10 protein-coding genes are annotated in these 12,184 nt (G+C 63.8%); 9 read left to right on the top strand and 1 reads right to left on the bottom strand.

What is annotated here, in order from left to right:
- The 9 genes from H483_RS21255 to H483_RS21220 form a co-directional block, all read left to right on the top strand.
- On the top strand, nt 1-713 hold a 713-nt coding region (locus H483_RS21255; RefSeq protein WP_031264386.1), incomplete at its 5' end, for an AMP-binding protein.
- Between the two features lie 82 nt (nt 714-795).
- On the top strand, nt 796-2,289 hold the full coding sequence (locus tag H483_RS21250; protein ID WP_017835255.1) for an FAD-dependent monooxygenase: 1,494 nt from the start codon (nt 796-798) through the stop codon (nt 2,287-2,289).
- Nucleotides 2,290-2,408: 119 nt separating this feature from the next.
- Nucleotides 2,409-3,269: an NmrA family NAD(P)-binding protein gene (locus H483_RS21245; RefSeq protein WP_061917307.1), complete on the top strand. Its 861-nt coding sequence runs from the start codon at nt 2,409-2,411 to the stop codon at nt 3,267-3,269.
- Between the two features lie 106 nt (nt 3,270-3,375).
- Nucleotides 3,376-5,004, top strand: coding sequence for an NAD(P)/FAD-dependent oxidoreductase (locus tag H483_RS21240; protein ID WP_017835253.1), 1,629 nt, complete (start codon nt 3,376-3,378; stop codon nt 5,002-5,004).
- Between the two features lie 122 nt (nt 5,005-5,126).
- Nucleotides 5,127-6,131 (top strand): AraC family transcriptional regulator, encoded by a 1,005-nt coding sequence (locus H483_RS38070; RefSeq protein ID WP_017835252.1) that lies wholly within the window; start codon nt 5,127-5,129, stop codon nt 6,129-6,131.
- Nucleotides 6,132-6,279: 148 nt separating this feature from the next.
- On the top strand, nt 6,280-6,807 hold the full coding sequence (locus tag H483_RS21235) for a TetR/AcrR family transcriptional regulator (RefSeq protein ID WP_017835251.1): 528 nt from the start codon (nt 6,280-6,282) through the stop codon (nt 6,805-6,807).
- The gene (locus H483_RS21230; RefSeq protein ID WP_017835250.1) at nt 6,804-7,169 is read left to right on the top strand and encodes a multidrug efflux SMR transporter; all 366 of its coding nucleotides are present in this window, start codon (nt 6,804-6,806) and stop codon (nt 7,167-7,169) included. The genes H483_RS21235 and H483_RS21230 overlap by 4 nt, the downstream gene beginning before the upstream one ends.
- Nucleotides 7,166-7,483: a multidrug efflux SMR transporter gene (locus tag H483_RS21225; RefSeq protein WP_017835249.1), complete on the top strand. Its 318-nt coding sequence runs from the start codon at nt 7,166-7,168 to the stop codon at nt 7,481-7,483. The genes H483_RS21230 and H483_RS21225 overlap by 4 nt, the downstream gene beginning before the upstream one ends.
- 541 nt (nt 7,484-8,024) lie before the next feature.
- Entirely contained in the window at nt 8,025-9,608 is a 1,584-nt protein-coding gene (locus H483_RS21220; protein WP_031264381.1) for an NAD(P)/FAD-dependent oxidoreductase, read from the top strand.
- A gap of 281 nt (nt 9,609-9,889) precedes the next feature.
- Here H483_RS21220 and dnaB read toward each other — a convergent pair whose 3' ends face one another.
- A complete protein-coding gene (gene dnaB, locus H483_RS21215; RefSeq protein ID WP_193746830.1) occupies nt 9,890-11,680 on the bottom strand; it encodes a replicative DNA helicase in 1,791 nt (596 codons plus the stop codon).
- Nucleotides 11,681-12,184: the final 504 nt, after the last annotated feature.

The following is a 12,184-nucleotide window of genomic DNA, read 5'->3' as shown; positions in this document are numbered from 1 at the left end:
TCCGAAGCACGTCCCTAACACAGTACGGCGCATCGATCATGCCCACACCAGTGCTAGCGAAACTGCGGCGGGCACTGCCGAACGCTGGCTTCTACAACTGCTTCGGCCAAAGCGAGATCGGCCCGCTGGCCTCCGTGCTGCGTCCTGAGGAACACGACGCCCGGCCAGCATCGTGCGGACGATCGGTCCTGTTCGTCACCACTCGGGTCGTCGACGACTCCGGGAACGACGTCCAACCCGGGGAGCCCGGGGAGGTGCTCTACCAGTCGCCGCAGTTGTGCTTGGGCTACTGGAACAACCCTGAAGCCACCGAGCGAGCTTTCCGCGACGGATGGTTCCACTCCGGCGACCTGGTCACCAAAGATGCCGACGGGTACATCACTGTCGTCGATCGCCTCTCGGACGTCATCAACTCCGGCGGCGTGATGATTGCACCCCGCGAGGTCGAGGAGGCCCTCTACGAGCACCCCGCGGTCGCCGAGGTTGCGGTCGTTGGAATACCCGATGACCGCTGGATCGAAGCGGTCACCGCCTTCGTCGTGGTCCGGGACGACCAGCAGGTCAGCGACACCGAACTCACCGGGCACGCGAAGACCCTGCTGGCGCCGTTCAAGGTGCCCAAGTCGATCCACTTCGTCAATGCCCTACCCAGGAACCAGAGCGGGAAACTCCTCAAACGAGAACTCCGCGACCCCGTCTCTCCCACTACCTGAAGCGACCCACCGCCACACCTCTACTCGACTGCGCGCTACGAGGCGCAGTCGGGTGAGGCGTCCTGCGAAAAGGAAGAACGCCGTGACCACAGTAGCCATCGCCGGAGCCGGCCCCGTCGGGCTCATGCTCGCCCGGGAACTGCAGATGCAGGGAGTGCGCACAGTCGTGCTGGAAGCAGCAGCTGAACGCTCTCCCTATTCCAAGGCCCTCGGCATCCACGCCCGGACGATCGAGATCCTCACCATGCGCGGATTGGCCGACGACATGCTCGCTGGCGGCATCAGGCTGCCCCGGCACCACTACGCCATGCTGCCGAACAGCATCGACTACTCCAAACTGCCGAGCCCATACGCATTCGTGCTGGCCTACCCGCAGGTCGGCACCGAGAACACGCTCGAATCCGCAGCCCTTTCGGCCGGCGCGGAACTGCGTCGTGAGCACCGAGTCATCTCAGCCAGTCAGTCCGCCGATGAGGTGACGCTGGAGGTCGATGGCCCCGACGGGCACTACACCGAACAGGTCGAGTACCTGGTCGGCTGTGATGGCGGCCGAAGTGTGGTCCGCGAATCGGCCGGCATCGACTTTCCCGGCTCAGAGGTCACCTTTTGGTCCTTCCTCGGCGAGGTCTACCTCGACTCTCCGCCCGAGCGCGGCTTCGTTCGCCACGGTGAACACGGCGCCATCTTCGTCGCACCGGTTCCCGGTGGCTTCTATCGAGTGTCAGGCATCGACCTTGCCCGCCAAGATCCACAGGGCCCGCTCGAATTCGACGAGTTCCGAGAGACGGTGATCCGGACGGCCGGAGACGATTTCGGCATGCGTGACCCCGTCTGGTTGACCCGGTTCGGGGACGCGTCGCGGCTCGCGTCGCAGTACCGAAACGGGCGGGTTTTCGTGGCCGGCGACTCAGCGCACATTCACTACCCCGCTGGCGGAGTCGGACTCAACATCGGCCTGCAGGACGCGCTGAACCTTGGCTGGCGGCTCGGTCACGTCATCAACGGAACGGCCGACGAAGACCTCCTCGAGGGCTATCACGCAGATCGCCACCCTGTCGGGCAAGCACTGATGACCACCAGTCAGGCTCAGACCGCAGTAATCAAAGCCTTCGCCCCGGGCGATCAAGGTCTACGCACACTGACTAACGACCTCATTGGCTCGGTGACAGAGATGAACTACGAACTCGCCCTACGCTTGTCGGGGCTGGCAGTGCGCTACCTGGCGCCCGAGGGTTCTCTTCCCATCGTTGGCACCCGCGCTCCCGACGTGCAGCTCACCAGTCCTGCCGGACAGAGCCTCTTCGATCAGCTCGATCGTCCCCGCTTTGTGCTGCTTCATCGCGACGACCTCACACTCGAAGGTCTCGAGGATGTGCACACGGTAGCCGCTGATGCAGACGCAATCGATACAGCCGGCTGGACGGCAGTCACCGCGGCGCTCGTCCGCCCCGACGGCTACGTCGCCTGGGCCACTCACACCCAAGACTCCACCTGTGCGGGCGCCGAAGCAGCCGACGCGCTTTCTCATACACTGCGGCCGTCGGCGGCGCACGCGATAACGGCACCGGTCACGTGACCACGGGCCGGAAAAAGCGGCCGGCCCTCTAACCGAACTAAGCACACTCATCCACTACACGCGGTTCGCATTCTGCGGACCAATCCGTGGCAAGCCGCCACGGCAACGAAAGGAATCCCATGATCGGGGTTATCGGTTCCACAGGTCAGGTCGGCGCACCATTGATGGAGGTATTGACCGCGGCTAATGTCCCGGTGAAGGCCCTCGCGCACAGTCCCGAATCGGCACAGAAACTGAGCGGCGACAACGTGCAGGTCGTAATTGGCGACGTTCGTAACGACGAGGACGTCCGTGACTTCATGCAGGGAGTCACCAGCTTGTTCATGTTGACCCCGCCGGCCGAAGATCAGGTCGAAGTTCAGAACAAACTCGTCGACGCAGCCGTAGAGTCCGGTGTCGACAGCATTGTGAAGCTGTCGGTCTACACGGCCGCAGACGACTCGCCCTGCGGATTCAGCCGCTGGCACGTCGTCAACGACCGCTACATCGCCGCCAGCGGGCTGGACTACACCATCCTGCACCCACATTCGTTCATGCAGAGCATGGCCGTGCAGTTCGCCGGTCGCATCCGAGCGAACGGGATCATGGAGGCCGCCGTGCGGCCTGACGCCGGAATCACCATGATTGATGTTCGCGACGTCGGCGCAGTTGCCGCCCAGGTCCTGCTCGAGAACAACCACCAGAACGAGACCATCCTCATCACCGGTCCCGAGGAAGTCACCTACTCGGGGTGCGCCGCCCAGGTGGCCGAGGCGCTCGACACAAGCATTGAGTATCGCAAGGTCTCAGTTGATGAAGCGCGCGCCAATTTCGTTGCTGACGGCGTTCCCGGATGGGTCGCCGACTCATTGGTCGGACTGCATTTCATGTACGACACCGGCCTGTTGAACCCTCGCATTGATACGGTGCGACGCTTCACCGGACGACCGGCGCGAACCTTCTCCGACTACCTCGCCGACAATCTCGCCGACTGGCGTTGATACCAGCCTCTGGCGTGGCTGCCCCAGCGCAGCCACGCCAGAGCACCCAGTACATTCACCACCGTCGACCGCCCTGCGGTCACCAGCGCAGAACAGAGACATCTTGATGCCCACAACCGACGTCGTCGTCATCGGTGCAGGCCACCAGGGCCTTGTCGCTGCCATCACGCTCGCCGATGCGGGTTTGAAGGTCGTTGTGGTGGAGGCGGCTGACGAGATCGGCGGCGCGGTCCGCAGCAGTGAACTAGTGCGCCCCGGTCTCGTGCACGACCGCTACGCCATGAACATGAACCTCTTCCTCGGTTCACCGTTTTATGCCACTTACGGTGATGAGCTGTCCTCGGCCGGTCTCGAGTTCTCACACTGTCGCCACGCGTATGCCTCGGCGTTTCCCAACGCACCCAGTATCCGGATCTCCGACGACGCCGACGAGAACCAGCGCATGTGGGAGGAGCACGATCCAGGGGATGCCAAGGGCTGGCGTCGCCTGAGCGAGGTATTCGCCGACGTTGCCAGCAGTTACGGCCCGCTATCCAGCAACGTCTTCCCGTCGCGCAGCACCGCGTCAGTGATCCGTTCGGTGCTCTTCAAACGGCAGCACACCAGCGTGTCCGAACTCCTGCAGGTCATGACCTCCACTACCCGCTCGCTGGGCGAGAGATACTTCGCATCTCCAGAGGCCCGATCAATGGCCGCAGCATGGGGCATGCACGTCGATTTCGCTCCCGATGTCGCGGCCGGGGCGATCTTCCCACTGCTGGAGATGTACGCCGATGCCGAACACGGAATGAATGTAGTCAAAGGAGGGGCTTCCAACCTTCCCCGTGCGCTGGCCGCAATGCTCTCCACCCGCGGTGTGCCTATCCACACCGGCAAGGCCGTGGAGTCGATCCAAGTGGCAAGCGGGCGTGTCCAGGGTGTTCGACTCGCAGACGGGGAACACATCACCGCCCGTCACGGCATCCTGTCCACTGCCACGCTGCCGGCCGTGGTCCACCGCCTGCTCCGCAACCAGCCGGTGCCTTCCTCGATGGCTCTCGCCGCCGACAACTTCCGCTTTGGGCCCGGGACCTTCATGCTTCACCTTGCACTCTCGGGTCCGATTCCATGGCAAGACAGTCGTCTCGCGGACTCGGCCTACGTGCATCTTGGGCCCTACGTCGACGACATGGCCCGCACCTACCAACAGGCCCTCGCCGGGGTTCTTCCTGACGAACCGCTGTTAGTGGTCGGACAAACAAGTACCGTCGACCCGAGCCGCAACACCAGCGAGGACGATCGGCTTCACGCGGTGTGGATTCAAGTCCGGATGGTCCCCGCTGAGATCACCGGTGACGCGAATCCGCACGGCGCCGGTGGCGACCTCACCGGCCGGTCGTGGGACGAAGCGACCGAGCCGTTCGTCCAGCGAATCCTGGAGAAACTCGAACGTTACGCTCCCGGAGTCACTGAGTCAGTCATCGGACATGCGGCGGAGAGCCCTAGCGACCTGCAATCCGGCAACGCCAACCTCCACGGCGGGGACTCGGTCTCGGGCAGCCATCACCTCGACCAGTTCATCGGCATGCGGCCCTCGATGTCACTGTCGCGCTACCGCACGCCAATAGACGGGCTCTACCTCGCCGGCGCATCGACGTGGCCAGGTGCAGGGGTCAACGCGGTATCTGGCCAGCGCTCGGCGGAACAACTAGTCCGAGGCACTACCCTCCCCCGCCGGAAACGGCTGCCGCGGTGACACCCCGGGCAGTCCCGCGGCCTGCCCGTTTAACAAAGGGAGGCCAGTCACCTGATGGCGGCGACACCCGCGACTACACTGATGCGTGATACTCATCACTCCAATCAAGGGTGACGCGCACCATGAATGCCCATCTGACCTCGACGGCCGACAACACCCCCACACCGACCGAAGTGACAGTCACCACAAGCGATCCTGCGGAGTTGTCCACCCGGCTCAGCCAGGTCTACCCAGACGCGCGGGTCGACTCACCGCCGCTGAACAGGGTCGTTGATGTCCGGTTCCAAGAGCATCAGCTTCCTGGACTGTGGTTCGCTAACTTCTCCATCTCGACCGCGTCCATGCTCCTGCCAGAGAACCCCTTCTACAGCGTCTTAATCTCCACGACCGGCCAGGTTGTCTCGCGACTCGGCGGCCGGGAGATCGCCACCGAGGGCCACCAGTGCGTGGTCGTCTCTGCGGGGGAAGACGCGGCCGTCGACTACTTCAGTGACACTAGTGCGACGTCCCTGCGGTTTGCCCCACAGCTGGTCCATGACGAGATCGCACAAACCCTCGGGCGGACAGTGCTCAAACCGATTCGGTTCGACCCCCACCCCCCAGTCGGCACCTTTCGCGCGTTGGAATCGATAATGACCCTGCTCCGCATGGAACTTGGACAGGCCAGCGTCCTGGAGCGCGCGCGAACTGCACACCACCTCAGTCGAATGGCCGTCAGCAGTCTGATCCATTCCATCCCGAGCAACTACACAGAAGCGCTCGCTGCGCCATCTGGCTTCACCGGCCCCCGACCGATCCGCGCGGCCGTCGAGGCACTGGAGGAGAATCCGCTCGAGTACGCATCCGTCTCCGATCTCGCCCGCGAAGTGGCGTTGAGCGTCCGTGCACTCCAAGACGGGTTCACCCGCCATGTCGGCACAACGCCAATGCGATACCGACACCGGGTCCGCCTGGAGCGAGCCCGCCACGAACTCATCCAGTCCTCCCCACATGACACAACCGCTACGGCCGTCGCCGCTCGCTGGGGGTTCTACAACTACGGGAGATTCTCTGCGGACTACCGCCGCCAGTTCGGCGCCACCCCACACGAGAACCTCCGCGCCGGGGAGACTCACAACGGCACCTGAGTCGGCTCATTGTCGGATCGCGTTTCTGTCCACGAGCAGAGGATCGCTGTCGCGTTGGACGATCCTCAACAGCGACTCCGACCCGGCTATCTGGAGCCCACGACGGTCGAAGCTCTCTGACCTACCATATGGTCGGTAGGGTGGTGGCATGGCCACGAAACCGGAGATTCTTGATGATGCGATCGAAGTGCTGCGCCGTGGTGAGCCGTTCACGATCGATGCTGTTGCGCGCGAGGCTGGCCTGACGAAGCCAGGGGTAGTGCACCACTTTGAAACTAAGGAGGCATTGGTGCTGGCGGTGGTGGACCGGATCGCAGATCGGTGGTTGACAGTGCTGCGCAAGCAGGCAGGAGAGGACAGCAGCCCAGCCGAAAGATTGCGAGCCTACGTGGAGCACGCGGTGACGGGAGAGTTCGACCAGAGCGACCTTGCGCTGCTGGTCGACGTCCGACTGAGGGAAATGCTGGCAGCCCAGTGGACGCAACGCATGGACCCGTGGTTCGGGACCGAGATCACAGGGACACCCCGGCAGCGTGGTGCGCTGCGGGCCGCCAGGCTCCTGGCTGACGGGGCGTGGTTCAACAAAGGACTTGGCATTCAGGCGGTTCGCGGGGATGGGGAAGACGCAGTGTATTCGGCTGCGATGAGATTGCTGGACGAAGGTGGGGCAAAGTGAGCCGACAAGCGAAGGGGTGGCTGTTGCTGGTCGGCGCGATCCTATTGGAGGTCGCGGGATCGCTGTCACTGAAGGCCGCGCTTAATGCGCCTGCTCTCTATGCGGTCGTCGTGATCGGCTATGTGGGGGCGTTCGTGTTCCTGGCTCTGGTACTGCGCACAGGAATGGCCCTTGGTGTCGCCTACGGTATTTGGGGCGCATCCGGGGTCGCGTTGACGGCATTGTTGTCGATGGTGTTTTTCAATGAGCCGCTGACCACGCTGATGAGTATCGGCACCGTCGTCGTAATCGGTGGAGTGCTGTGTGTGGAACTCGGCGCCCAGATGGGACACAAGAACAAGAAGGGCGAGGTGGCCCGATGACCTGGCTCTTTCTCATCGCCGCCATCGCATTTGAGGTGTTCGGCACTATCTCACTGCGCATCGCTGTGGACAAAAAGCTCTGGTACGCGGGCGTGGCCGTCGGGTACTTACTGGCGTTCACGATGCTGTCGTTGGCGTTGGCCGCCGGCATGGCTCTCGGTGTCGCCTACGGAATTTGGGCCGCCTCTGGGGTGGCGTTGACGGCGATCATCAGCCGTTTCCTGTTCAGGGAGCCCCTTACCTGGTTGATGGGGCTCGGCGTCATCCTCATTGTCGGCGGCGTACTCCTAATTGAGCTCGGCGCCGCTTACTGAGCACCCAGGCACACAGCGGACGGTCCACCAAGTGGTCCGCGACCGCGACGCCGCGAGCGACTGCCGTTCCTCGGTGCCAGAGAGCGATGATCACTGCGTGCGGTAGGCACTTTTGCCATGGCCAATTCCTCCTATGCGGTGTTTCACCGTCTGCATAATCAGGAATAGCTTCTTCTGACCGAACTCGGCTCCTCTTAAACCCGCAGGCCAGTGCGCTGCATCTCACGTTAGGATCCCTGGAGATGCGCGTCACAGCCAAATTCCGCGGCGCTCCGGCCACTTTCCGCCGAAGACCGACCCGATGCACGAAATCGACCGCGGGAACGCCGCCGGTGCCCGATCATTGAACACAGAACTCCTGCACTTGACGATCAGCAATCGAACACGCGTCGGGCACGAGCGGTTGAACGGTACCCATCACATGTCGAGTGCTCAGCCCGCCTGATTCAACAGGCGCTCCGACGTCGCCAAGGAGAGTCAGCCCGAGGTTGCAACACGCAGCCTGGAGCCAGCGGAACGAGTGGAAGCGAGAGCACAGATCATGGAACCTTTTGACGCAGTTGTGATCGGATCTGGCGTAAATGGCCTCGTCGCGGCCGCCGAGCTCGGTTTGGCTGGCTGGCGTGTAGCGATCATTGAACGCAATGAGAATCTAGGTGGATTCATTGCCTCAGGCGAACGAACGCTGCCCGGATATGAACATGACATCTATTCTTCTTGGCATCCGCTTTTCGTCTCCGGCGGCGCCTACGCCGCAATCGGCGACAAACTCCATGCGCACGGACTCGAGTATCGAAACACCGACGCTGCCCTCACTGGGAGCGTCGCCCGCGACCTTACCTCGGTCGCTTATCGAGACCCCCAGCGCACGGCCGAAGGGTTCGCCGAAGCCCACGACCAAGATGCGTACGTGGCGATGCTGGATGAGATGGGGGCACGCTCAGGCACAGTGTTCGGGGCCCTCGGGTCAGACCTGCGATCGAAGAAGACCCTTGCGAAGCTGGGTTTCGATGCACTGCGCAAGCAGAAACTCGACGGTGTTGAAATGCTCGCCCGCGACGCACTGACCAGCGGGCGGTCATTCACAAGGGCACGGTTCAACGGTACCGAAGCGGACCAAATCTGGGCGCCATGGCTACTGCACGCCGGGATGTCGCCCGACAACGCTTCCGGCGGGATGATGATCCCGGTCCTCGCCGCCACGATGCACGGATTTGGTCTGCCCATCGTGGCTGGCGGCGCAGGAAACTTCGTGGCCGCCTTCGAGAGCCTGTTCGCCGAGCTCGGAGTAACGGTGATGACCGGCAGAACTGCTGAATCCATCACCGTGGCCGACCAGCAGGCTACCGGAGTCGTTACCGACAAAGGGCTAGTGAGCGCACGTCACGCTGTACTCGCCAGCGTCACACCGCAAGCACTGTACGGGACGCTGCTCAGTGACGTCCCACCGAGAATCCAGCGAGAAGCACAGCAGTACCGGTACGGTCGGGCGGCCATCCAAATTCATGTCGCCCTGGACCGGCCCCTGAAGTTCGCGGACGAACGACTTTCCGACGTTCCACTCGTTCACGTCAGCGATGGCTCGGCGAGCACCGGAATCGCATGCGCGCAAGCTGACGCCGGCCTCCTTCCCACCGAACCGACAATCGTTGTCGGCCGCCAGCAGATCCTGGATCCGGACCGTGTGCCCGAAGGCAAAGGTGCCCTCTGGCTTCAACTGCAGGAAGCACCCTGGCAACCGCGTGGCGACGCCGGAGGAACCATCGATGTCGACGGCACCTGGTCACAAGAAACGACCGCAGCCTATGTTGACCGCGTCCTGAACAGGCTCGAGGAGCACGCGCCAGGCTTGACCTCTACCATCCTCAAAATCGACACCATCACTCCACCGGAGCTGGCCGCAGCTAACCCCAATGCCGTCAAGGGCGACCCGTACAGCGGTTCGTCGGAGCTGGACCAGAACCTCCTATGGCGACCACTGCCGCACGCCTCGCACCAGACGCACGTGCCCCGAGTCTGGCACGTCGGTGCCTCCACGCACCCCGGCGCCGGACTCAACGGCGGGTCTGGACACCTTGTAGCCCAGATTCTCATCAAGAAGAACCTCAGCGGCGTCAAGAAATAGCCAGGGCCGCCGTGCCCTTTCTCCGTAGGCGCGGCGCGTATCCGTCTACCGATCCTGAAAAGGGAATGGATTGGCGGCTCGTCAAGAAGATTGAGGGCATCGCGCGGTCAGGGGAAGACAGATCCGACTCTTGCGTCGAACTCAACAGGTCGCTAGCTCGATCGGGGACGCTACATCCGCGCCGTATTGCTTGCCAGACTTGCAGCCACCACTGACAAACTCGTGGCACGCTGCTGACACCGGTTTGGCAAACTGACAAACTGTTTGGCAACCGACAGGCACTACAACCCCCGCGCCATGTCGACGAACCGCGAGTAGTGCAGCTGGTGCGCCACGGTGATGGTGGAGGTCGGGCCGCCGCGGTGCTTGCCCAGGATCAGGTCGGCCTCGCCGGCGCGGGGGTCGTCGCGTTCGGTTGAGTCGGGGCGGTGGAGCAGCATGACGATGTCGGCGTCCTGCTCCAGCGAGCCGGACTCGCGGAGGTCGGAGACCTGGGGCCGCTTGTCGGTGCGCTGCTCGGGGCCTCGGTTCAGCTGGGAGATGGCAATCAGGGGAACGTCGAGTTCCTTGGCCAGCAGCTTGAGCTGGCGGGAGAACTCGGAGACCTCCTGCTGGCGGGACTCGACCTTCTTGCCGCTGGACATCAGCTGCAGGTAGTCCACCACGATCAGGCGCAGGTCGTGCTTCTGCTTGAGCCGGCGGGCCTTGGCCCGGATCTCCATCATGGTGAGGTTGGGCGAGTCGTCGATGAACAGCGGCGCCTCGGAGATCTCGCCCATCCGCCGGGCCATGCGGGTCCAGTCCTCGTCGCTCATCTTCCCCGACTTCATGTCGGAGAGCTTGACCCGCGCCTCGGCGCTCATGAGGCGCATGACGATCTCGGTCTTGCTCATCTCGAGGGAGAACAGCACGGAGGACAGCCCGTTCTTGATGGAACACGAGCGCATGATGTCCAGGCCGATGGTGGAGTTGTGCGTGGGGATCGCGGTGGGGCCGGCCAGGTACAGGTGATCGTCGGCGGCCACCTCGATGCACCTCACCGGCACGCTGTGCGCGCCCCGGACGTCGATGATCAGCCGGTCAGTTCGGCCCGAACCGGCGCTCTCGGGCACGAGGATCCCGAAGTCGCTCACCAGCATCAGCGTCTCGAGGGACTTGGTGGTGACGGTCTGGTGGGTGCCGCCCATCTCGATCCGCCACTCGTGCTCCGCGTCGGCCACGATCTCCGCGCCGTCGTTGAACCGCAGCGTGAAGCACGGACGGTCCTCCCACACGTCGGTCACGGCCACCACCTCGGTCGGCTGCCCGTCGGAGCCGAGCACCCGGTCGCCGACGCCCACCTCCCCCATGGTCGTCTCGCCGTCCGGGGTTGGGAGGACGGTGTCCAGGGCGAGGGCCTTACCGACGCCGGGGCGGGCGGCGATGATGATCATCTGCCCGCCGTGGAGGCCGTTGGTGACGGCGTCGAGGTCGGCGAAGCCCGTGGGGACACCGTTGCTCAGCCCGCCGGCGGTGTGGATGGCGTCGATCTCGTCCATCGTGGGCTGCAGGAGCTCCTCGATGATCACGTAGTCCTCGGTGGTCCGGCGCTCGGTCACCTCGAAGATCTCCGCCTGCGCCCGGTCCACGACCTCGGCCACGTCGGCGCCCTCGGACCCCGAGTAGCCGAACTGCACGATTCGCGTGCCCGCGTCGACCAGACGGCGCAGGATCGCCTTCTCCGAGACGATCTGCGCGTAATACCCGGCGTTGGCGGCCGTGGGCACCGTGGAGATGAGGGTGTGGAGGTAGGTGGCGCCGCCGGCACGCCGCAGATCGCCACGACGGTCCAGCTCGGCGGCCACGGTGACGGCGTCCGCCGGCTCGCCGCGGGCGTAGAGGTCCAGGATCACGTCATAGACGGCCTGGTGCGACGGTTTGTAGAAGTCGCCCGGCTGGATCTCCTCCACCACGTCCGCGATGGCGTCCTTGCTGAGGAGCATCCCGCCGAGCACCGATTGCTCCGCGGTGAGATCCTGCGGCGGTGTGCGACCGAAGTCCGAGCCTCCACCCTCGTCAGGCGGAGGCGGCATCTCGTCGGATCCGTCGAAGACCCCCTGCGCCATGACCTCTCCTCTCCGCCTCACGCCCTTGCGTGCGGTACTCCCGAGCCGACTCGCCTGCTCCGCGTGACCAGTTCACTGTAGGCCACCGGAGCGACACGCCCGGCAGTCACCCATCAAGTTATCCACAGGTTTCTCCACAATCGTTGGTGGCCGACTGTGGACAACTGTGGATGAATGTGCGATTCGCTGGGCCGACGCCGGGCCACCTGTGGACAACCAGTGGAGTACACGGTCGCGAATGAACAAACGTGCTGGTCATCCCCTACTTTGTCGCCCCGGTGGTCGGTGGAGAGCTGCCGTTAACACGAACCCCTCGTCGACGCAATAGGTAACGAAAGATGAACATTATCGGTATCGGAACCGACACCATTGTATTTAGCCGCCGGCGTTATCCACAGGCGGTCCACAACCCCCGGGCGTTGATGACGAAGGCCCCGGCCGTCTCGGACGACGACCGGGGCCCCTCGTGGG

Source organism: Dietzia sp. UCD-THP (assembly GCF_000349585.1).
Lineage (GTDB): Bacteria > Actinomycetota > Actinomycetes > Mycobacteriales > Mycobacteriaceae > Dietzia > Dietzia natronolimnaea_A.
Note: the sequence above shows the minus strand (reverse complement) of the source record. Positions and strands in the feature narration are given on the sequence as shown.

What these genes read in the sequence shown, in the direction of transcription:
- H483_RS21220 (WP_031264381.1), top strand. Translation starts at nt 8,025, where the DNA reads ATGGAACCTTTTGACGCAGTTGTGATCGGATCTGGCGTAAATGGCCTC.
- H483_RS21235 (WP_017835251.1), top strand. Translation starts at nt 6,280, where the DNA reads ATGGCCACGAAACCGGAGATTCTTGATGATGCGATCGAAGTGCTGCGC.
- dnaB (WP_193746830.1), bottom strand. Translation starts at nt 11,680, where the DNA reads ATGCCGCCTCCGCCTGACGAGGGTGGAGGCTCGGACTTCGGTCGCACA.
- H483_RS21225 (WP_017835249.1), top strand. Translation starts at nt 7,166, where the DNA reads ATGACCTGGCTCTTTCTCATCGCCGCCATCGCATTTGAGGTGTTCGGC.
- H483_RS21245 (WP_061917307.1), top strand. Translation starts at nt 2,409, where the DNA reads ATGATCGGGGTTATCGGTTCCACAGGTCAGGTCGGCGCACCATTGATG.
- H483_RS38070 (WP_017835252.1), top strand. Translation starts at nt 5,127, where the DNA reads ATGAATGCCCATCTGACCTCGACGGCCGACAACACCCCCACACCGACC.
- H483_RS21240 (WP_017835253.1), top strand. Translation starts at nt 3,376, where the DNA reads ATGCCCACAACCGACGTCGTCGTCATCGGTGCAGGCCACCAGGGCCTT.